Below are 20,773 nucleotides of genomic sequence, written 5' to 3'. Positions count from 1 at the left end.
AACGCCGACACCGAAATCATGACCAAGGACCCGCTGTTCCTCGCCGTGACCCGCCCTGCACTATGGGCTGGAATCCCGATTGAGGCGGCGGTGCTGCTGCTCATTTGCAGCGCGTCGGTCCTGATCGGAACCAACAGTCCGGTTTACGCCGCATTGGTCGCCATATTCGGCTATTCGATTTCGCGGCTGGTTGTGCGCCACGACGTCAATGCGTTCCGGCTTCTGTTCCTCTGGGGCCGGACCAAAGCGGGCAACCGCAACCGGGCGTTCTGGGGCGGAAGCAGCTACTCGCCGCTCAAGCTGACGGGCATGCGCCGCAAGGGTTTTGGCCGCTATGCCTAAGCGGCTTGCACCCGATGCCATGCGACCCAACGCCGTGCCGCTCGAAGTCGCGCGGCGCGAGGCGACGCCCGAAAAGTTCCTGCCCTATTCGCGTCATGTGAATGAAGAGATGGTGGCACTCGATTCCGGTGACATCATGCTGACCTTCGAGCTGCAAGGCCGTGCGTTCGAGACGGCCGACGTGCGCGACCTGAACGATTGGCACACCAAGCTGAACGGCATGCTCCGCAACCTGCATGATGAAAGGCTGTCGATCTGGACGCATCTGATCAGGATGCGGGTCGATCAATATCCTGGTGGGGCGTTCAAATCGGGCTTCGCTGCCGATCTCAACCGTGCCTATTTTGGGCGGATCAACCGGGAACGGATGTTCATCAACCGCTTCTTTGCGACGCTTGTGATCCGTCCAGCCGCCACCGGCGGCGACAAACTCATCCAGCTTCTCAAGCGCAAGATCTCGGGCAATGCCAGGCGCAGCGCGGCGCTGGGGCTGGAGATCGACGAGTCCCTGATCGAGCTTCTCGACGACAAGGCCCGTGATTTTGAAAAGCTCATGGCGCGCTGCGAACCGCGCCGCTGCGCGATCTATGAGCATCGCGGTTTGATGTTTTCCGAAACGATGGAAGTCGCCGATATGGTGATGACCGGACGCCCTGCCCGCGTCCCCGTTGTGCGCGGTCATCTGGGCGGTGCGTTATATCGTGCCCGCACGATCTTCGGCGCCGAAACCATAGAAATTCGCGGCGCCGACACGTCGGCCTTTGGCGGTATCTTTGGTATCCGCGAATATCCAGCACAGACAACCTCGCGCCAGTTAGAGGCTTTGCTGTCGGTGGATTTTGGCTTCGTGCTCACACAATCCTTCACCTTCCTTGGGAGGGCTGCGGCCACTGAGAAATTCCGGCTGCGCATGACCCAGATGGAAAATGCCGGCGACCGCGCCGTCAGCCAGGCCGATGCGCTGATCGATGCCGGCGATGACCTGATGTCAAACCGCTTTGTGCTGGGCGACCATCACTTCACCCTCGCGGTCTATGCCAGTTCGATGAAGGCGCTCCGCGACCAAATGGCGATCGCCCGGGCCGCGCTTGCCGATACGGGAATGGTCGCGGCGCGCGAAGGGGCTGCGCTCGAAGCGGCTTACTGGTCGCAGCTCGTCGGAAATTTCGCATGGCGTGCCCGTCCCGCGCCGATCACTTCGCTCAATTTCGCGGCCTTCTCACCCTTCCATACCTTCCCCGCCGGCCTCGCCAGCGGCAACCATTGGGGCGACGCGGTGGCGCTGCTCAAGACCAATGCGCGCAGCCCGTATTTCTTCAATTTCCACAAGGGCGATCTGGGACACACGCTGATTATCGGCCCATCGGGCGGCGGCAAGACGGTGCTGCTCAACTTCCTGATGGCACAGGTTGAAAAGACCGGCGCACGTCAGATCTTTATCGACAAGGATCGCGGCGCGCAGATCTTCGTCCAGGCCAGCGGCGGGACATATCTGGCTTTGCGCAACGGCGTCGCCACCGGTTTCTCACCGCTGAAAGCCCTTTGCGACACACCCGGGGACAAGAGTTTTCTGTCTATTTTCATCCGCCAGCTCGTTCGTGCTGATGGCCTGCCCGTCTCGGTTCAGGAAGAACGGCGGATTGAAGACGGCATCAATGCCGTGATGAAACTTCCCAGCGCTGACCGCTCACTCAGTGCGCTCCGCTCGATGCTCGGCATGAAGGACATCAGCGGCGTCGGCGCGCGTCTTGAAAAATGGACGTCGGAAGGTTCGCTTGGATGGGTGTTCGATAATCCTGCCGACAGGATGACGCTCGGCGCCCGATTCATCGGGTTCGACATGACCGATTTCCTCGACAACGCCGACATCCGCACGCCGGTCATGTTGTATCTGTTCCACCGGATCGACCAACTCCTCAACGGCGAGCGGATGATTATCTGCATCGACGAATTCTGGAAGGCGCTCGGCGATGAAGCCTTCCGGCGCTTCGCTCAGGACGGCCTCAAAACCTACCGCAAACGAAACGCCCTGTTGGTCTTCGCCACGCAATCGCCTGCCGATGCGCTCAAGAGCGATATCAGCCATTCGATTCTGGAACAGGTCGCCACCAAGATCATGCTCCCGAATCCGTTCGGCGCGCGGCGTGATTATGTCGAAGGCTTCGCACTGTCCGAAGCCGAGTTCAAACTGGTGCGCGACGACCTAGCCGCGGAAAGCCACAAGTTTCTGGTGAAGCAGGGCCATGACAGCGTGGTGGTCGAACTCGATCTGAGCGGTCTGGACGACGCGCTGGCGGTGCTGTCGGGCCGCGCCGAAACCAACGCTGTTGCCGACGAAATCATCGCCGAGGTGGGGAACGACCCGGTGCTCTGGCTACCCGTCTTCCATCAACGGAGACGTCCAAGCTGAACTGCAAGGAAAGGCAATATGATGAAAACGATGACCAAGCTACTCGGTGCGGGACTGCTGATAGCGGCTCCCCTCCCTGCCATTGCACAGGGCATGCCGGTTCATGACAGCGCCAGTCTGGTGCAGCAAGTCAACGCGGTGCGGCAGGCAATCCAGATTGCGGCGCAGGGCAAACAGCAGATTTCCGAAGCGCAGAAACTCTATCAGGATCTGAATAAGCTGACCGATATTCCGCAGCTGGCATCACAGCTCAAAAGCGACGCACTACGTGAACTCGATACAAGTCCGGCCGTGCTGCATGGCTTCGGCAGCGGCGATCTCGATGTTGTAGGTGCGGCACGCGCCAAAGCCGATGCGGTTTATCGCGGCCTCCGTGAAAAGCGCGGGGTGTCGGGGTCCGAAGAGTCGCGCGCTGGCTTCGATCTCAACGCGCGCAACATCGGCATCACCGCGGGGCTTGCCGATAATATGGGTGCCGCCGTCACCTCGCGGACGCAAGGGCTTGACCAGCTCCGCGCCCGAATGGCGACCGCCGTCACGGCCAAGGAAGTCGGCGACCTGACCGTCCGACTGCAACTCGAATCTGCGGCGATGCAAAACGACCAGCTTCGCCTCCAGGCCATCGCCATGCAGCAACAGGCTCAGGAACGCGAACGGGCGGCGGCAGGAAAGGCGGCACTTGCCCAAAAGCTCGACGCGGCGAGTCGCTATTACAAGGGACAATGAGATTGCGGATCGCGACCGTCTCGATCGCGCTGCTGATGGCCGGGTGCGGCCCATCCCCCGCCCCGCCCCCAGCCGATATGCCAGCGCGGACTTGGCAATATTATTTTGCCCACGGCGAGGAGATCGAAGCGATGCAAGCCATCTGCCGCAAATGGTCGGCCAGCGATACGCCGGCTGGATCGCAACCCGCGGTGGTCACGGGTAATTGCCGCGCGGCGGCGTTCGCCAAGTCGCAACTCCAGATCGCTCGATAAAGCGTCAAACCGGACCCGGAAAGATATATGGATTTCACCGATCATGTATTCACCACAATGTTCGAGGCGCTGGACAATGCGCTGGCGGCCATCGTGGGCAAATATGCGGCCGTGATCGGCGTTGTTAGCCCTGCCCTGCGCATCGGGATCGTGATCTATATTTCTCTGCTGGGCTACGCGATCATGCGCGGGGCGGTGCAATATCCGTTCCGCGAATATACCTATCGCGGTTGCCAGCTCGCTGTTCTCTATTTTGCCGTGACATCGCTCTACGGCACCCAGATTGGCATGTTTGCGCTGGGTGGCTTGCCCGGCCAGTTCGCAAACGCGCTGGGCGGTGCGGACGTTGGTGGTCTTGGCGGTTTTTATGACAAGCTGGCAGGCACCGGCTTTGAAACTGCCAACACAATGCGCAAGATCGCCGCTAATTATCAGGATACCCAGGGTGCGCTCCCCGATATCGGCTATGCCGTCTTTGCGGGCTTTCTGGTGGTCATTGTCATCATCGCCACGCTGCTTTGCGCGGCCATCGGCTTCGTCATCAGTGCGTTCGGCTTGTTTGCGCTCGGGCTTCTCTCGGTTGTCGGTCCGCTTTTTGTGGCCGCCCTGCTGTTCGAGTCCACGCGCGGCTATTTCTTTGCCTGGCTTGGGGCGTGCATCAACTATCTGATGCTGATCGTTTTCGCGCTCGTGCTGACATTGTTTCTGACCCAAACGGGCGAGACGATCATCGCCACCATCTCGGAAAATGATGACATCGGCATGGCCGCTATCAAGGCACTGGCCTTTTACGCACTCGGCTTCTTCTTTTTCCTGCAGATTCCATCGCTCGCCGCTTCGCTCGGCGGCGGCGGCCCTGCCCTTGCCAACCAGTTTGCGTCCGCAATCGCAGCGGCAGGCGGGTTCGTCGTCGGGCGCGGCGCAACCGGCGCTCAGGCGACCAGCCGCGCCATCGAGCGGGGCTTCGCCCGCGGCATCGCACGGATGCGAACGTCAGGATCAGTCAGTCGCGGCACAGCATAAAGGGATAGGGCCATGCGTAAGCATATGATGAGTATATTGGTTGGGCTGGCACTCATTGCACCAGTCGAGGCCATCAGCGCTGCGTCGAAATCGCCAAAACTTGCCAAATGTAGCGGCAAGCAGCGCCGCCCGGCCAACCCCAATGGTACGATCCTGCCAACGGTCGATCCCCTCGCAGGAACATCAACACCAGCCGACCAGACGCCAGGCCAGAAAGAGGGACGCAAAGGCGTTGATGTATTTCCCGAGCCCGCACAGCCCGACGCCAAACCCGGCCCGCAGGTCCCGCCCATCAGCAGCGCAACCCCACCAACCTCCTATCGGAGTTGGTGAGCATCATGGCTGGCGGCGTTACAGACAGGCAGGATCTCAAGGCCTATTTTTCAGAGGCCGCGAGCTGGGACCATGACCGGCTGATAGCCGCAAACCGCTCGAAACGGTTGGCGTGGATCATCGCGGTCATGGCCGGCAGTCTTGCAATCGCAGCGATTGCGGCCGTGGCCATGCTCACGCCGCTCAAGACCGTCACGCCCTATGTGATCACCGTGGACAAGGCCACCGGCGCAAGCGAGATCGCCGCGCCACTGACCGGCGACCGGCAGATCACCTATAATGAGGCTGTCGCCAAATATTTTCTCGCCGATTATGTCCGCAATCGCGAGGGATGGATTCCTCAGGCGCGCCAGGAGTTTTTCGAAGGCGTGCTGGCGATGTCGTCGCGTGACGAACAGGCGCGCTGGACGGCCTTTTACGCCAAGGGCAATCCCCAGTCGCCACAAAGCGTTTTCACCGATCTGGATACGGTGTTTATCGCCATAAAGTCGGTGACCTTCGTGTCAAAGAACGTCGCGCAAATCCGCTTCACCAAGACACTCCAGCGCGGCGCATCGACGATCGACACCCCGGCGATCGCGACGGTGACTTACGACACCACCGACACCCCAACGACCGAACAGCAACGGTTCAAAAACCCGCTGGGGCTGGAAGTCCAAAGCTACCGCGCCGATTTGGAGGTGACGCAATGAAGACTGCACACGGCATCATTGCCATCGCCCTGATGTTCTCCGCCGGCGCCGCACGCGCCAGCGAGACGCCGCACCCTACCGCGCAGGACAGCAGAATCCGCGAAGCGATCTATAGCGACGCCGAAGTTTACCGCATTGTCGGCGCGTTCCGCTCGGCAACACAGATCGTATTTTCAGCGGGTGAACGGGTCGAGCATGTCGCGCTCGGCGACAGCGTATCGTGGGAGGTGGCGCCGGCTGAAAATTCGCTGTTCATCAAACCACGCGAACTGGCCGGAGCGACCAATCTGATCGTGATCACGCGTTCCGACGCCGGGAGCCGCAGCTACACATTCGAACTGTCGGCGCGGCGCGGGAGCATCGGCGCGCGGTCCGCCGACACATTCTTCAAGGTCGTGTTTCGCTATCCGCGCGAGGAAGCCGCCGCGGCACAAGCGGCGGCGGCGCAAGCCGCATACGCGCGAGCCACGGCCCTTCAATCGGGCGCGATCCGCTCGGCCCTCGACCTCGCGGTCCTCGAAGGCAAGCGCAACCTCCAATATAGTGTGCAGGGATCATCCGCGATTCAACCGTCCGAAATTACCGACAATGGCCAGTTCACTGCGCTGCGCTTTCCTAACCAGCGCGAGCTTCCTGCGTTCTTCGCCGTCAATCCCGATGGCGGCGAGAGCATCGTCCCGTTCGATGTCCGCGACGAATTTGTCGTGATCCACGGCGTCTTTGCCCAGCTCCGTTTGCGGCGCGGCAAAGAGGTGCTGTGCGTCTTCAACGAGGCTCCGGAATTCTACGGGCGCGATCCCAAGACCGGCACCGCGTCCAGCATCGTCGAGCGCACATCTGGTACTGATGGGGAGACGAAATGATGGCCGACACAGTTGACCCGGAACGCGCCTCAGGCCGAGGCGCCAATCGCCCCGCCGTCGATCAAACACCCGATCCCGACGAGATTGATCGCACCCCCGCCTCCGAACGCGGTAGCAAAATGCCGTCGATCTCCGGCACCACGATGGATCCAAAAAAGATGATCGGCCTGGCCGCCGCCGCAGGCGCCGTCATGTTCACGGTCCTGGCGCTGGGAACCGGACTGACGGGCAATACGACTCTGCCACCCGTCAAACCCAAACCCGCGCTCGAGCCCGCGCAATATGACCCAGCAACGGTTATCGCACCGACACTGGCGGAGGCGGCAGCCGACCCCGACGCCCCCATTTCCCTTGGAGAACCGGCCGTACCCGCCATCGGCCCGCAACAAGGTTCGTCAGCAGCACTCCAACAGCCCGGCCAGCAATCCCCGGCCGAAGCCCTGCGCGAAGCCACGCGTCGGTCATCGCTGATCGCCTATGGCGGGGAACGCGAGAGTGCGGGTGGAAGCGTTCGTTACGGCGACCATGGGACTGTGGCCAATCCCGGTCTTTCACCATCCCCCGAACTCACCAATCTCGACAGGCTTCGGCGTGGCTCGGTCATCGGACAGGCGCAGGCTCGCGCGCTTCCCGACCGCAATTTCCTGATTACGGCGGGAAGCTTCATTCCGTGCGTGTTGCAGACCGCGATGGATTCAAGCCAGCCGGGCTATGTGAGCTGTATTCTTCCGCGCAATGTCTATTCGGACAATGGCCGGGTTGTGCTGATGGAGAAAGGCACCAAGATCTTTGGCGAATATCAGGGTGGCATCAACCGCGGGCAATACCGGCTGTTCGTCCTGTGGACGCGTGCCGTAACGCCGCGCGGGATTGCGATCGATGTCGGATCGTCCGCAACTGATGCACTCGGGCGCGGCGGCGTGGATGGCCGGGTCAATAATTTCTTCTGGCAGCGTTTTGGCACAGCCCTGCTGTTCAGCCTTGTCGAAGATGCGGCGACCGTCGGGTCGGAAGCCGTTGGCAATAACGGCTCGAACACCACGCGCGTCCCCTCCGATGCGGCATCGACTGTCTTGCAGCAAAATGCCGAGATCAAGCCGGTGCTGCGCAAGAATCAGGGCGAGGATGTCGGGATCACGGTGGCGCAGGACTTCGACTTCTCGACCGTTTACGGCCTCGCGCTGAAATAATGGCCGCACCGGGCAAAAACACCGCTGTCCTCGACAGCGTGACTGCACCCTTACGCAGATATCTCGATGACGCGAGCGTCACCGAACTGGTCATCAATTTGCCCGGCGAGGTCGGGATTGAACGACGCGGGCGCTGGACTTGGGAAAGCGAACCCTCACTCGATTTCAAGACACTCATGGCGCTCGCGACTGCCGCCGCCGCCTTTACCTCGCAGGATGTCACCCGCGAAAACCCCATCGTCTCTACAATCTTCCCGACTGGCGAGCGCGTGCAAATCGTCGTGCCACCCGTCGTGCCGGACGAAACGGTCTCGATCACTGTGCGAAAGCCATCGACCGTGACAATGACACTTGCCGATTTCGAGGCGGCTGGCCTTTTCAGGGACACGCGAATCTCGGAAAAGAAAGTAACTCCGCAGGAATTGGAGTTGCTCGCACTTCTGCAATCAGGCCGTCATGTCGAATTCTTCGACCGCGCGGTGAAGGCCAGGCTCAATATTCTCATTTCGGGGGCAACGGGATCAGGCAAGACTACGCTGTCGAAGGGCCTGATCCAGTTGATCCCGCCCGACGAGCGGTTGCTGACGATCGAGGACACGCGCGAACTGATCGTCGGTCAAAAGAACGTCGTCCATATGCTCTATGCCAAGGACGGTCAGGGCACTGCCAATGTCACTGCTAAACATCTGCTCGAAAGCGCGCTCAGGATGCGCCCCGATCGTATCCTGCTCCAAGAACTGCGCGACGGGACTGCCTTTTTCTATTTGCGCAACGTCAATTCCGGCCATCCCGGCTCGATCACCACCATCCATGCCGATTCCGCCGAATTAGCGTTCGAGCAGCTGACGCTTTTGGTGAAAGAAAGCGAAGGCGGTTCCGATCTGGCCCGCTGCGATATTCGCGCGCTGCTCAAGATGCTGGTCGATGTCGTGGTGCAAACCAAAAAGACCGATGGCGAATTTCGGGTGACGGAGATCTATTATGACCCGGAAGGCAGGTACGCCGCCTAGCGGCGCGACGGCTAGATTGCTGGTCGGCATTCCGCTCGGTGTGCTGATCGCGCTCGCCATCGCCACCATGATCGGCTGGCTAGTCCTCGGCCTGCCCGTCGCCGCCTATGATCCCCTCAAAATGCCGCAGTTCGTCTGGTATTATCGCGGCGACGCCCGTGTTGTCCGCGCGATGGCAGGCGGACTGATCGGCGGCGGACTAATCCTGGTAGGCCTGATCTATGCGCTTTGGTCGCGCGGCGCGCCGCTCCACGGAGCCGCGCGTTTCGCTCGCGAAAGCGAGATCAGGCGCCACGGATTTCGCGCACGCTCCGGCATCGTTCTTGGCCGGAAGGGCGGGCGCTTCCTGACCTTTGGCGGAAGCGAGCATGTCATTGTCGAAGCCCCTACCCGCTCGGGCAAAGGCGTCGGCATCGTCATTCCGAACCTGCTGACATGGGCTGGCTCGGTCGTCGTCCTCGATGTGAAGCGCGAGAATTACGAAGCGAGCGCGGGGTTTCGTGCCCATTACGGGCAGGCGGTCTATCTGTTTAATCCGACCGACCGCGAAGGCCGCACCGCCCGCTACAATCCGCTCGCCTATATCGATTGCAATGACCCGGATGACGTCATCATCGAATTGCAGAAGATCGCAACGATGCTCTTTGTTGCGCCCGACCACGGCGAAGCCTTTTGGGCGAATGGCGCGCGAACCGGATTTGCAGGCGTTGGTGCTTGGCTCGCCGAAACCAGCACCGAACCGCTGACGATGGGTGCCATCTATCGCCATATGACGGATAGCGATGCACGCATCTTTTTCAAAAAGGAAATCGCCAATCCCGGACTGAACCTCTCGGTCGGCTGCCGAACGGCGCTCGCTGATTTCGCCGGCGGCTCGGACAACAGCTTTGCCGACATTAAAAAGACGATCACCAATGTCCTTGGCCTCTGGCTCAACCCCCTTGTCGATGCCGCGACAGCGGCAAGCGACTTTGATCTTCGACAGCTCCGCAAACACCCCATGTCGATCTATCTCGGCGTGTCGCCTGATGAACTCGACCGGATCGCGCCGCTCTACAATCTTCTGTTCCAGCAGCTCGTCGATCTCAATGTGCGCGAATTGCCCGACGAACACTCAGCCGTGCCGTTGCTGGTCATTCTCGATGAATTTGCACGGCTCGGCCGGGCATCGGTCATCGCCAGCGCCTTTTCCTATGTCGCGGGCTACGGCATCAGGCTTATGCCCGTCATCCAGTCACGCTCGCAACTGCGCGGCGTTTACGGAGAGCATGTCGCCGATGAAATCGTCGCCAATTGCGGTGTCGAAGTGGCGTTCACGCCCAAGGAGTTGCGCGTCGCCAGCCACCTGTCCGAGAGGATCGGCTATGTCGGACAGGATAGCGTCACCAGGTCGCTCACGATCAATGGTCTCCTCGCCAATCGGTCGAAATCCATCGCGGAACAGCGCCGCGCTCTGTTGTTGCCGCAGGAACTCATGCAGTTTCCAACCGATAAGCTGATCCTCCTGCGCGGCGGCATTCCGCCGATCGTCGGCACGAAGATTGCCTATTTCAGCAACCGCTTTTTCAAAAAGCGTGCGTTTCCAGCGCCGAAAGTGCCGGCCGCGCCTAAGCGAACTCCTGGCACCGCGCTGCCCGCGCTGTTCCGCGACATGACCGCCGAAGAGGCCGCCGGGCACGAGACCCGGCCTATGTCACAAGATGATGTCCTCACCGCAGATTGCCCGAGCTTCTTCGCCGACATGCTGACGCTGGATCATGACGGCAATGTATCTGGGCTTATCGAGGAAGGTGACGAAAATGGCGAATAAACAAGATGGCGATGCCTCTTCAGGACGCAGCCGCAAGGCAATGCCGAAGCCGGACAAAACCAAATCGGAGACGGCGAAGCTGAAGCGCAAAGCCGAAACACCCACCCTCACCGACGACCTGACCGGAAAATTCCTGCGTGTCGGCAATGCACTCTATCGCACTACGGATGATAAAAATCCGATTGCCCGCCTCGAACCCGACCGGCTCAAGACCAGCAAGATCGACGCCCTTCCCGACATCGTGCGGATCGCCAAGGCCAATGGCTGGACGTCAATCAGGATCAATGGCGGCGATACGTTCAAGAAGGCCGCATTTCTTGCTGCAGCCGCACGAGGCCTAACGGTCGAGAATTACACGCCGTCGAAAGTCGTCCAAGCCGAAGCTGTCCGGCTGCAAACGCGGCTCGCCGAGCCCGACAAGCGCCGCGAAGCTAAAAGCTCAACGGGCAAATCACCCCGTCCGACCGAAGAGACAATCACGCGCAAAGCCATGTCGGAACGCTTCCTGAGCCAGACCCACGAGCAAAATGCTCGTGACCCCGAACTGCGCCGCGCCCAAAGCCTTGTCGCCCAAACCATCTCGATCACGCGCTCGAAATATCCCGAAGATCCGGTGAAGGCATTGCAGGAAGTCGAGGCCAAGCGTCACGAGGTGGCTCGCCGCATTGCCAATGGCGACAAGATTGCGGCAATTCATGTGCGTAACCAACAAACGCAGCGCGTCCGAGAAGTCACGCAGGATCAGGCATTGATGCGCGAGGGACGGACACGCTGACGCGGAGCCACGGCGTGATATTCACAGTGAACCGACAGAAAAATCGATATTGGGCGCGACATGAGAGGCGCGGCAGTAGTTAAAAAAAATGCTTCCGGCGGCATAGCGGTCGTTGCAAAGTCAAAAAGGGGCTTGTCAGAAGCCTTCAATTTTTAGCGCAGCTCAATCGCGATATCTGGCCGGTTGCGGTCAGGCAGGTTTCAAACAAAAAATCTCGGGAAGCAAACATACGAGCGATATTTCGATTGCCGGCTGCCTTTGCTAGACCCCAATGACGGCAGCCGTTCTGTCGATTAAATCCTCCCCCTTGCCTTCCCGAATTCGGCGATCGGCAGACGGTTACAACGCCGAACGCGTGGCCGGGAGCAGCATGTCCCGTCCGTCTCTCGCATGCTCATTCACGAAAGACGGACACGCGGCAATCCGAGCACCAGACGGGTCCATCGCCCTTCCACACGGCGTTGGGCGTGTAGCTGAAAGATTGCCCAGCGGGGACGACGGACGCAGTGAACAGGCGCGCGATAATCATCCGGCGGTGTTGCCTTGATCGTTGGCCTTTGCATCCGCGCGATGAGCCCTTCGTACTGCATGTTGCGCTGTTGCGGCCCTGCTCCAAATTTTGGACCGACGGTTTTCTAAGCCTGCGCTTGCGTAAGCATTCAGGAGCGAGCCGAAACGCGTAGTGAAGAGTTGGGGTGTGGGCGAAAGCTCATCGTCACGAATGATTTGCGCCGTCACATACCCATGTTCCTTTTGAAGCCGACGGAGACATTCGAGCAAATCGTCGTCGCTGAATCGGCTAGCCAGTTCGGGCCATCGGCGGGCGATCGTTTCACGAGGGGTTTCGCCGGCTCTTTTGGCCATCCATCGCTCGTGACCCATACGTTGCAGTTCTGTGCGACCGAATGGAATCCCGGCAAGCCGATATGCCTCAGTCAACTTGCCAAAATGCCGCTGGAGGACGCTGCAGCTGGGAACATCGGGATGTTCGTTGATTATGTGCTCATTTACATAGCCGAGACGATCATGGAGGCGACGCAGCTGGGCGAGGATTTCGTTCTTTGATGAAGGACCCATGCCACCGCGCGGACACCAGCGATCCTTTGTGACATAACCCAACTGTCTGTAGACCTCGGCCATACTTCCGAACTGCCGCCTGAGGACGGTCGTGCTCGGGGTGTAAAGGCATTGGTCGATCAACCGTCCGGTGAGGTACCCTTTGCTGCGCAACAGGCGGGACACGGCCGCCAAATTTTCCTCCCGAGGAACTTTGCGCCGTCTTATGCGCAACCGTTGTGCAGCCGATGCAAATTGAACCCGGCTGATGATTGGCTCGGTCACCTTGGTCTTAATCAGAGCTTCGGGCGGGTTCCGACGCATCTTGCTCTTCAATCTTTGCGTCGTCCGATTGAAGACATAAATGCCCAATACAAGTTCGTCAGAAAGAATGCGGCGCACTATGTTTGCGCTCCAGACATCTCGATCGCCAGCAGGAATTTCCATATTGGTCAGGCGCTCTGCGATCCCTTTCATGCTCATGCGGTCGCGCGTAAACCAGGCGAAAATGTCGCGAATTACCTGTACCTCTTGGTCCGAACCTCTGACATAAACGACGCGCTGGCAGTTCAGAGCTTTCGTTTCGCCGCGCTTTAATTTCTGGATCGGCCTGTCGTGCTGATCGACGAGCATTCGGTCGAAACCGTACCGGCGGGGGCCGCCAATTTTGTGGCCGATCTTCGCTTGTAGAAGCTGTGCGTAAATTACTTTTTCAGATAGCTCCCGGCTAAACTCCGCAGCTTGCAGTCGCTTGATCTGTTTCAGCAGCATCATGACCGGCGTGCCGTCGTTTTCAAAGGGCTCCGCACAATAGATAATCGGCACCCCAGCTTCGAGGCATATAAACTCGTAATGGCTGCTCTCGTCTAGGTTTTGAAACCGCCCCCAACGGCTGACATCTAGGACCAAGATTCGGGCGAAGGAGCGGATCGGCTTCATCGTATCGGCTAGCAATGCTTGAAGTCCCGGGCGCTGCCTCAAGGTCAGGCCGCTCTCGCCGGGATCGGTGTAGGTCTTCACGATCTCGAAGTGATGCTGCGCGGCGTAGTCCGAGATCGCACGCGCCTGATTCCTGATCGAATAGCGCTGATGATCTCTGGACATGCGCAAATATTGCGCGACCGGTATCGGCGACGCTGGTAGGTTCTCAGTCATCAGGCCACTCCTTCTCCCTCAGCGTGGCAACGCTAATCGATGCGAGAAGGTCTCATGATCGTAAAAATGGCGAGACCCATGTTCCCATCGCGCGCGCCATCGCCGCCTTGTTAACCTGACTCTGCGTCGAATAGTATCCTGCAGCGGCGTACGCATTGAGCATCCCGTTGAACCTGAGTGCAACCGCATGGCTCATCGGTACGCGACCATCCGCATTGATCAAAGGGCGCGACAAATATCCCTTCTCAGCAAGCAGCGACTTAAGTTTGCTGACTATCTGCTCGTTGGTGAACTTCTTACCATCCTCGTTCCGGCTACAGGGCGCCTTTCGGTTTGCCTTCGTTTCATAAAGGGCGCGCTGCCTTGCCTCTCCTGCCACGTCGCGCTGCGACCGCGGCGGTATTGGCAAGCCAGCGAGGCGGACAATGTTTCGAAAACCGCCAAAGCGTGCGATAAAGTACGAGCGGCTCGGTACCAAAGGGTCTTTGTCTATGAGGTCGATGGTGAGCCGACCTTGCTCGCGGTGGATTCTCCGGATCTGATCAAGCAGCTCTTCGTCGCTGAATGGCAGGCCAGCCTCGTTGATCTGAAAATGACGCTGCGGAGTAAAACCTACCGCGGTATAGGCTGCTTCGAGCGATCCGAACCGGCGGGCAAAAACGGACGGCACAGGGAGGTAGCGACATTTCGTTATGATCGCGTGGGATAGCTTCCCTTTTTCCTCATATAGGCGAGCCAACCCCTCAGTAAGTTCCTGCATCGATAACGGCCTCTTGGAGGCTGCGGAGCGCTTCAATCGCCGCGCCGCGGCTTCGAAGAGTTGAACCGACACGGCGGGCTGGACCACTGCGACCCTGATCCAGTCCTTCTCGTCGAACCTAATAGTGCGACCGAGGTTCATATAGCGGCGGCCGAAGACAAGGGTGCCGATGTATATTTCGTTCTTCAGCATGCATCGCACGATGTCGGGTGTCCAAATCTCGCGCATCGGATGCTTGCGCTTCTCGTCGTTGAGCCAACGCGCGATCTCGGTCATTTTCTTTCTGCGGATCGCGTAGTCGCGAAAAACCCTCTCCACCACTTCGACCTCGGCCGGCGGTCCCAAGGCGTAGATTACTTTATCAGTGCTGAGCGCCTTTCGCTGGCGGGGCTTCAACGTCATTCGACGCTTTCCGCTTTCGTCGACCACTTGGCGCCGGGTGCCGTACGGAGCCATTCCGCCCATCTTGAAACCGAGCTTAGCCTGCTGCCGTTGGGCACGCGAAATGCGAGCGGAGAGATCGCGGCTATATTCTGCCGCCATGACTCGCTTCATATGTTTGACGATCGACGAGATGGCGCCGCCGTCATTCTCGAATGATTCCGCGCAGTAGTGGAGTTGTACTCCCGCTTCGCGGCACAGATATTCGTAATGCGCCGCTTGGTCAGTGTCCTGAAACCTACCCCAGCGACTAACGTCGAGAACCAAAATAGCACGAAAGTTGATCTCTCCCGAGATGACATCGCTGAGCAGTTGTTTCAGGCCATCGCGCCTCGCAAGAGAGAGACCGCTTTTGCCCGCGTCGAGATAGGTTTTAACGACCTCAAATCCGCGCGCGTCGGCGAACGATGCGATAGCGGCTTTTTGATTGTCAGGAGAATATCGCTGATGCTCAGTAGACATGCGAATGTACTGCGCCGCCGGTATGCCGGCGACATTCCCATTCCGGAGAACCATTTCCTTCGACATGTCTGCCTCCGCCCCTGTGTTGGAGAAGGCTTATCCGCGTCAATCCCTTCCAATCGCTGAACGGACACGAACAGGACGGTGGCGACGGGTCGGGCGGTCGCTCAGTGCCGAACCTGGCTAGTTCGTATCGTCCTGCCGCGTATTTTAGCACCCAATAGCCCACTTGGTCCATTGCCCCCCTCTCTTCCCACTTAAGGCGAAACAAAGCCGTAGCTTAGCGCCCTCGATCGTGCGGGGGCGGCATAGGAACTGGCGGATCATGTTTCGCGCGTGCTGCCGACAGGGCCTCGACATGACGCGCGGCAAAGATTTCGGGCGTGGCGTGTACGTCGGGTTGCTTGTCGAGGAATCTCCGAACGTCCCTTGCGAGAGCCCGATCATCCGGTTGGCCACTGGCATCCAGCGCGGCAGCCGCCTGGCGGTAGGCTTGGCGTATCGCCTGCCAGCGGGTTTTCCCTTTGGCGACAAAGCATGGAAGTCTGGCCTGACCGCGCGCAACGGCGATGGCCTGCTCGTTAGTTCGCCGGTCAGCGTTGGTCATCACGCCGCTGGCCCCGCTCGACAGACGGGCACGAAGTTTGACCAGCCTAATGCTGGATCCGGCAACTCCCCTGCCACGCGCCCGTCTCGGCGTGGCTTCCGCGGCGACACCGCGCTCGCGCAGTTCGCGGGCGAACCGCTCGCGAAAGCGGTGAAGCTGAACCGGTCTGGGATTGAACCGGTTGCGGTCCAACCCTTCGGCCTGAACCGTCAGATGGACATGGGGACGCGGCGTGTCTGTATGAAGCGCCAAGACATAATCGTGATTGTCGCTGAGTTCGGCATGGGCCAGCGCGCGAACGGCTCCCAGCACCTTGTCAGGGTCAGTGCCTTCGGGCATCGAGAAGATCAGCGACACCGACGCGACCGTTGGCCGCGACCGCCATTCAAGCGTATCGCTCCATTCGGCCGCACGCTCGGCGATGTCGTCCTTGCTGGTCAGGATTTCACCATCGCGTGTTTCGATGTCGACCGCCCCCTTCCGCCCGATATAGTCGAGATGGGCTTTGACATGGCTGCCGCCCCGCTGGCGGCCCGTGACCTTGACCACCACCTCGGGCGCGCCGCGCACGATCCGCGCCAGCTTGGCGCGCGCCGTCTTCGGATTGGCGACACCGTAGCTGGCGTAAAGCGGCACGCCGGGCTGAGCGCCCGGATCGTGGATATAGCGCACACGATACGGCGGACGGCTCGCTTCCCACACGGCTGATTCCAGGCTTGATCCCATCGCCATCAGTCGGCCACCGTCCAATAGCTCGCATCGCCGCGCATGGCATCGCCGACGGCTGCGACCTGCTCGGAAATCTCCATCCGCATATCGGCGATCCGTCGCAGCTCGGGTTCGATCTTCCTGTCGCCGGTTTCGAGCATGGCTGCATTGGCGGCCTTCATCGCCTGATTGAGATTGCGACCGATGCGGAGCAACTGCATTCTGATCGGTGCGAGTTCAGCAAGCAGGCCGTCATCGACCCGTGATTTCAGAGCAAGGTGGCGGCGCACCAATGCCTTGATCCAGCCGGCGCGATCGGTCGAACGCTGTGATGCGCGGTGCGCGATCACGGCAATTTCGACCTCAGTAAACCGCAGCGAGATCCGGTTGCGCGCGGCGCCCTCCGGGCGGTCGATATGGGGTCGGTCGCTGTTCTCTTGCAGCGTCCGTTCGATCATCTGACGCACCAGAGCGCTCCGACCGCCACGACCGACCGCGAAGCTATCGAACGCCGTAAGCGCCTGCGCATCGACGCGGACGCTTAGCATCGCAGTGGTTGGCCCAGAATTTGTCGCCATCAATCATGCCCGGTGAAGCAAAGCTGAAATCATAGGGCAATGTAAGACAACACGCGCCGCTAGGCATATCCTGCAATCAAGACAATAACCGACAAATTCCCAAACTAACGAAGGCAGAATCGCCCAATCATCGCTCCGATCCTCGGCAGCTCGACACGAGCGATAGCGCCCATAGTAATCAGCCTGCGCCCATTCCTCCGGTCGCGTCGCTGGCCGTGTGAAGAAGCCAACAGCGTATAGGCCTCCCCCGGATATTACTGCCAGGGCGAGCCGCATTGGCCACACTATCCCGACAGAGCGACCAACCGACCGCCCCCCTTCCTGCCGACATCAACGCGCAAAAAAAAACGGCGGCGCGCGACACCAACCCCGTTGGTGCCGCGCGCCGCCTCGGCCTGCCTTATCGGCAGCATCGGCCGCAGTGAAGAAGCGGGGCGGCTTGTCGCCGCCCCGCTGGGTGGTCAGTCCGGCTTTTCGTCATCGGCAGGGCCGCCGTCCTTCTTGGCGAGGATGGCGATGCCGTCGGCGATCAGATCGACGCCGTGGTGGGTGCTGCCGCCTGCCTCATATTGGTTCTGGCGGACGCGACCGGTGATGTGAACGAGGTCGCCCTTGCTGGCGGTCAGACGCTTGGCGAGCTTGTCAAACAGCGTAACGCTGTTCCAGTGCACGTCGGTTTTCCAGTCGTCGCCGTCCTTACGGTTGTAGTTCGAGGCCACCGAAAGATAAGTGACCTTCTCCTTGACCTCGACCTTGCCGATGCGGCCGATGATCCGAAATTCTGCGATGTTCTGCATGGGTCTTACTCCGTCTTGGATTGCAGGGTGATTTCCTGACGGTCTTCAAGGGGGCCGCGAAGGAGCCGCGATCCAGCCAAAAAACGGAGGCTCCGTCCCATGCAATGGGGTGGAAACCGTAGGACGCCTCGCCCGCCTTGGCGGGCATCTGGGCGTCCGCTTTTTTGCTTGATCGTATTAGGCGACGCGCGCAGCCACGAAACCGGCAAACAAGGAAATCGTCCTGCCAACCCCGGATAAGAGAAGCTGCCGATCCTTCGCTCGATCAGTTCTGGCCGTATCGACACCGAGGTCTGCAATGTCACAGCTGGTGCGAGCTCACCCGCCACCGACGCACCACCAGTCCGCGCTCATCCGAACAGTCTCGCCATCCTCCAGCGCGCACGCGCTGCGCGCTAAGCCGCGACCTTCAACGCAGCCCGGCGATCCGTCACCACCACGGCAGCGGTGTCATCGACAGCGGCGATTGCTTTCGGCGGGGCATAATCCAGACGACGACGGCGGTGACATTACGCTCACAGCACTACCGGCTGACCAGCGGCTTGCCGCGCCATCCGCTCCGGCAACAAGGCCAGTATCGCGCACTGCCGTTCGACAGTCGCGCCGCCCCATTCGCCGATCTCGGCTACGGTGCGACCGCAGGCGGTGCAAAACTCTGCGCGCGCATCGAGCGCGCAGACCGCAACACAGGGCGATTGAGCACGGTCGATCATGCCCTTCCCCTAGTCGCGAAGCGGCTCGCTCGCTATCCTTCGCGCGCAATCGGCACGGCAGCTATAAGCTGCCGTACCGATTTGAGGCCGGCCGGAACATCCGGCCTTTGCCCGTCCAGCAGGGACGGGCCGCGCGAACTCCTGCACAGGCAAATTCGGTAACAAGACAATGAGGGCGGGCCACATGGTCCGCCCTCTCGATCATCAAGCCGCGTCTTCTTCCTCGAACTCGGGGGCTTCGCCTTCCTCATCGCCATCATCTTCATCGTCGAACACGGGGCGCTCCTGCGCTACCTCGACGGGCGGCTCAACGATCACAAGCGCTGGCGGCAGCCATCCACGCCCTGCCATTCGCTCGGCGGCGGCGGCGGCAAGGTCGGCCTTCTTCATCTTGACGCAATTGTCGGCAGCGGGCTTGCCCAGCACCTCGGTCATGATCTTGGCGATCACAGGCTTTTTGAGCCGGTCGTAAAAAGCGACCGGCGCTTGCCACTTGGCGACCATATCGACGCCAGAGGCAAAGGCGATCTGGTCGAACCGGTGGTGGCGACGGTCACGGCGCGAGCCGGACGTTTCGCCGCCGTTGATCTGGCGCGCAACAAGCAACGCCAGCAACCGGCCCTTGGCCTCGGCGTCCATCGCCTGAATGGCCGCGAACCGATTGACCTCGGGCAGTGCGGCGAAGTCGCTGCCGCCGATCTCATCGACCGATGCGATCTCGGCCATCGTCATCATTTCGTCGGGAACGGCGGCATTGAACCCGTCGAGCCGAAGCGACAGCGGCGAGTAATAGCTTGGTTCGCGGTGGATGCCCTGCCCGACAAGACAATCGAGCAAGATGTCGAGCGCCAACGCGGGGTTGGTAGCAACCGCTTCCTGCACGGCCAGCGTCTTGATCTTCGATAGCGTCTCGATCATCGCCCCCGAATAATCGGGCTTGATGGCGGGCGCATCGCCGCTGCCGCCTTTGGCAATCCGCTTGGTGCGGATAGCCTTGGCCTCGATCTCGCCGCCATTGCCGACGAACAGCACCATCGCACTGTCTGCCATTTGCATGTCGGTGAATACGCACAGGCGGTTTTCAAGGACGCGGGCCTCGCGCTCCAGACCATTGAACACCCTGTCGCCCCACTGGTTGCCCTTGCCAAGTTCGGCAAGCCGCGCGTCGGCTGCTTCCTGAATACGGGCGCGCTCGGCCTGTTCGGCATCCGTCGGCTCGCGCTTCCCCTCGGCGTGGACAGTGACAAGGTTGTAATAGTCGTCCGGTCGTTCGAGCGATGCCCGAACGTCGCCCCACCCTTCGCCGCGATAGCCCGCTTCAACCTCGGCCATCCTCGCGGTGGCCAGCGTCTTGACCAGTTCGGGGTCGTCGGCATACCCATCGCCATTCTCGGCAAACAGGTCGGCGGTGATCGTCCCGCCCGCTGCGGCATAGGCGTCATGCCCGACGAACAGGAACAGGGCGTGGCTCGTGCCGATCTTTTCCTCGGTCAGCATCCGGCGGATTTGATGGGCGCTGTTGCCGAACCGCTTCAACGCCTCAAGTTGGCGGTCGTGGTCGTCGGTCAGGGTCAATGCCTGTGCCGCCTCCATGCCGATCTGATCGCGCGCCAGACAGGCAAGCGCATCGGGGTGCAATGCCGACAGCCGCAACACCTTCTTGACGTAGGACAGCGCCACGCCGAACCGCGCGGCAATATCCTCGGGCGATTTTCCCTCGGTGCGAAGATCGCCATAAGCGATCACCGCATCGGCAACGTGCATATCCTCACGGCTCACATTCTCGGCCAAGGACAGTTCCACCGCCTCGGCCTTATCGCGCACGTCCACACTAACCGGATGGCTGGCAGAAATCGCCTTGGCCTTCTCAAGCTGCTTGAATGCGCGATAGCGTCGACCTCCGGCGGCAACCTCGAAGCGATTGCCTTCGGCGTAAACGACAAGGTTCTGCAATTGGCCATGCGCCAGCATATCGGCGGCAAGCTGGTCGATAGCCTTGGGCTTCACGCGCCGCACGTTGAGTGGCGACAAACGAAGCTGCGAAAGTTTGACGGTCTGTAGGGTCATC

The 20,773-nt window shown here is 60.4% G+C and carries 18 protein-coding genes; 11 read left to right on the top strand and 7 right to left on the bottom strand.

Annotation, left to right across the window (positions count from 1 at the left end):
• Positions 1–18: 18 nt before the first annotated feature.
• The 11 genes from FFS68_RS01870 to FFS68_RS01820 all read left to right on the top strand — a co-directional run bounded on the left by FFS68_RS01870 (position 19) and on the right by FFS68_RS01820 (position 11,428).
• Positions 19–342 carry a VirB3 family type IV secretion system protein gene (locus FFS68_RS01870; RefSeq protein ID WP_137751759.1) on the top strand — a complete coding sequence of 108 codons (324 nt, stop codon included), beginning with the start codon at positions 19–21 and terminating at the stop codon, positions 340–342.
• The gene (locus FFS68_RS01865) at positions 335–2,752 is read left to right on the top strand and encodes a VirB4 family type IV secretion/conjugal transfer ATPase (protein WP_249339971.1); all 2,418 of its coding nucleotides are present in this window, start codon (positions 335–337) and stop codon (positions 2,750–2,752) included. The genes FFS68_RS01870 and FFS68_RS01865 overlap by 8 nt, the downstream gene beginning before the upstream one ends.
• 21 nt (positions 2,753–2,773) lie before the next feature.
• The gene (locus FFS68_RS01860) at positions 2,774–3,478 is read left to right on the top strand and encodes a type IV secretion system protein (protein WP_171003703.1); all 705 of its coding nucleotides are present in this window, start codon (positions 2,774–2,776) and stop codon (positions 3,476–3,478) included.
• 281 nt (positions 3,479–3,759) lie between these two features.
• Positions 3,760–4,755, top strand: a complete 996-nt coding sequence (locus FFS68_RS01855) for a type IV secretion system protein (protein ID WP_137751609.1) — start codon at positions 3,760–3,762, stop codon at positions 4,753–4,755.
• 12 nt (positions 4,756–4,767) lie between these two features.
• A complete protein-coding gene (locus FFS68_RS01850; protein ID WP_137751608.1) occupies positions 4,768–5,088 on the top strand; it encodes a hypothetical protein in 321 nt (106 codons plus the stop codon).
• A gap of 5 nt (positions 5,089–5,093) precedes the next feature.
• A complete protein-coding gene (locus FFS68_RS01845; protein WP_137751757.1) occupies positions 5,094–5,780 on the top strand; it encodes a VirB8/TrbF family protein in 687 nt (228 codons plus the stop codon).
• Positions 5,777–6,643, top strand: coding sequence for a P-type conjugative transfer protein VirB9 (gene virB9, locus FFS68_RS01840; protein ID WP_137751607.1), 867 nt, complete (start codon positions 5,777–5,779; stop codon positions 6,641–6,643). Before FFS68_RS01845 ends, virB9 begins: the two co-directional genes overlap by 4 nt.
• The gene (gene virB10 / locus FFS68_RS01835; RefSeq protein WP_249339970.1) at positions 6,640–7,833 is read left to right on the top strand and encodes a type IV secretion system protein VirB10; all 1,194 of its coding nucleotides are present in this window, start codon (positions 6,640–6,642) and stop codon (positions 7,831–7,833) included. The genes virB9 and virB10 overlap by 4 nt, the downstream gene beginning before the upstream one ends.
• Positions 7,833–8,843: a P-type DNA transfer ATPase VirB11 gene (gene virB11, locus FFS68_RS01830; protein WP_137751605.1), complete on the top strand. Its 1,011-nt coding sequence runs from the start codon at positions 7,833–7,835 to the stop codon at positions 8,841–8,843. The genes virB10 and virB11 overlap by 1 nt, the downstream gene beginning before the upstream one ends.
• A gap of 67 nt (positions 8,844–8,910) precedes the next feature.
• The gene (locus FFS68_RS01825; protein ID WP_249339988.1) at positions 8,911–10,653 is read left to right on the top strand and encodes a type IV secretory system conjugative DNA transfer family protein; all 1,743 of its coding nucleotides are present in this window, start codon (positions 8,911–8,913) and stop codon (positions 10,651–10,653) included.
• Entirely contained in the window at positions 10,643–11,428 is a 786-nt protein-coding gene (locus tag FFS68_RS01820) for an LPD7 domain-containing protein (protein ID WP_137751603.1), read from the top strand. The genes FFS68_RS01825 and FFS68_RS01820 overlap by 11 nt, the downstream gene beginning before the upstream one ends.
• A gap of 525 nt (positions 11,429–11,953) precedes the next feature.
• On the opposite strand, the gene FFS68_RS01815 is transcribed toward FFS68_RS01820, so the two are convergent.
• From FFS68_RS01815 to FFS68_RS01785, 7 genes are all read right to left on the bottom strand, one after another.
• Positions 11,954–13,639: a recombinase family protein gene (locus tag FFS68_RS01815; protein ID WP_137751602.1), complete on the bottom strand. Its 1,686-nt coding sequence runs from the start codon at positions 13,637–13,639 to the stop codon at positions 11,954–11,956.
• Between the two features lie 52 nt (positions 13,640–13,691).
• Positions 13,692–15,368 (bottom strand): recombinase family protein, encoded by a 1,677-nt coding sequence (locus FFS68_RS01810; RefSeq protein ID WP_137751601.1) that lies wholly within the window; start codon positions 15,366–15,368, stop codon positions 13,692–13,694.
• 214 nt (positions 15,369–15,582) lie between these two features.
• On the bottom strand, positions 15,583–16,641 hold the full coding sequence (locus FFS68_RS01805; protein ID WP_137751600.1) for a relaxase/mobilization nuclease domain-containing protein: 1,059 nt from the start codon (positions 16,639–16,641) through the stop codon (positions 15,583–15,585).
• Complete coding sequence (locus tag FFS68_RS01800; RefSeq protein ID WP_249339987.1) at positions 16,641–17,075, bottom strand: hypothetical protein; 435 nt, start codon at positions 17,073–17,075, stop codon at positions 16,641–16,643. Before FFS68_RS01800 ends, FFS68_RS01805 begins: the two co-directional genes overlap by 1 nt.
• Before the next feature lie 581 nt (positions 17,076–17,656).
• On the bottom strand, positions 17,657–17,992 hold the full coding sequence (locus tag FFS68_RS01795; protein ID WP_137751598.1) for a single-stranded DNA-binding protein: 336 nt from the start codon (positions 17,990–17,992) through the stop codon (positions 17,657–17,659).
• Between the two features lie 515 nt (positions 17,993–18,507).
• The gene (locus FFS68_RS01790; RefSeq protein ID WP_137751597.1) at positions 18,508–18,705 is read right to left on the bottom strand and encodes a DUF1289 domain-containing protein; all 198 of its coding nucleotides are present in this window, start codon (positions 18,703–18,705) and stop codon (positions 18,508–18,510) included.
• Positions 18,706–18,909: 204 nt separating this feature from the next.
• Positions 18,910–20,772 (bottom strand): ParB/RepB/Spo0J family partition protein, encoded by a 1,863-nt coding sequence (locus tag FFS68_RS01785; protein WP_137751596.1) that lies wholly within the window; start codon positions 20,770–20,772, stop codon positions 18,910–18,912.
• Position 20,773: the final 1 nt, after the last annotated feature.

Origin of the sequence: Sphingopyxis sp. L1A2A, assembly GCF_005502465.1 — a bacterium.
GTDB lineage: Bacteria > Pseudomonadota > Alphaproteobacteria > Sphingomonadales > Sphingomonadaceae > Sphingopyxis.
This window is presented reverse-complemented; position numbering and strand designations above follow the sequence as displayed.

Excerpts from the sequence above, each read along its gene's own strand:
- FFS68_RS01870 (WP_137751759.1), top strand. The coding sequence starts at position 19 with ATGACCAAGGACCCGCTGTTCCTCGCCGTGACCCGCCCTGCACTATGG.
- FFS68_RS01865 (WP_249339971.1), top strand. The coding sequence starts at position 335 with ATGCCTAAGCGGCTTGCACCCGATGCCATGCGACCCAACGCCGTGCCG.
- FFS68_RS01860 (WP_171003703.1), top strand. The coding sequence starts at position 2,774 with ATGAAAACGATGACCAAGCTACTCGGTGCGGGACTGCTGATAGCGGCT.
- FFS68_RS01855 (WP_137751609.1), top strand. The coding sequence starts at position 3,760 with ATGGATTTCACCGATCATGTATTCACCACAATGTTCGAGGCGCTGGAC.
- FFS68_RS01850 (WP_137751608.1), top strand. The coding sequence starts at position 4,768 with ATGCGTAAGCATATGATGAGTATATTGGTTGGGCTGGCACTCATTGCA.
- FFS68_RS01845 (WP_137751757.1), top strand. The coding sequence starts at position 5,094 with ATGGCTGGCGGCGTTACAGACAGGCAGGATCTCAAGGCCTATTTTTCA.
- virB9 (WP_137751607.1), top strand. The coding sequence starts at position 5,777 with ATGAAGACTGCACACGGCATCATTGCCATCGCCCTGATGTTCTCCGCC.
- virB10 (WP_249339970.1), top strand. The coding sequence starts at position 6,640 with ATGATGGCCGACACAGTTGACCCGGAACGCGCCTCAGGCCGAGGCGCC.
- virB11 (WP_137751605.1), top strand. The coding sequence starts at position 7,833 with ATGGCCGCACCGGGCAAAAACACCGCTGTCCTCGACAGCGTGACTGCA.
- FFS68_RS01825 (WP_249339988.1), top strand. The coding sequence starts at position 8,911 with ATGATCGGCTGGCTAGTCCTCGGCCTGCCCGTCGCCGCCTATGATCCC.
- FFS68_RS01820 (WP_137751603.1), top strand. The coding sequence starts at position 10,643 with ATGGCGAATAAACAAGATGGCGATGCCTCTTCAGGACGCAGCCGCAAG.
- FFS68_RS01815 (WP_137751602.1), bottom strand. The coding sequence starts at position 13,639 with ATGACTGAGAACCTACCAGCGTCGCCGATACCGGTCGCGCAATATTTG.
- FFS68_RS01810 (WP_137751601.1), bottom strand. The coding sequence starts at position 15,368 with ATGTCGAAGGAAATGGTTCTCCGGAATGGGAATGTCGCCGGCATACCG.
- FFS68_RS01805 (WP_137751600.1), bottom strand. The coding sequence starts at position 16,641 with ATGGCGATGGGATCAAGCCTGGAATCAGCCGTGTGGGAAGCGAGCCGT.
- FFS68_RS01800 (WP_249339987.1), bottom strand. The coding sequence starts at position 17,075 with ATGATCGAACGGACGCTGCAAGAGAACAGCGACCGACCCCATATCGAC.
- FFS68_RS01795 (WP_137751598.1), bottom strand. The coding sequence starts at position 17,992 with ATGCAGAACATCGCAGAATTTCGGATCATCGGCCGCATCGGCAAGGTC.
- FFS68_RS01790 (WP_137751597.1), bottom strand. The coding sequence starts at position 18,705 with ATGATCGACCGTGCTCAATCGCCCTGTGTTGCGGTCTGCGCGCTCGAT.
- FFS68_RS01785 (WP_137751596.1), bottom strand. The coding sequence starts at position 20,772 with ATGACCCTACAGACCGTCAAACTTTCGCAGCTTCGTTTGTCGCCACTC.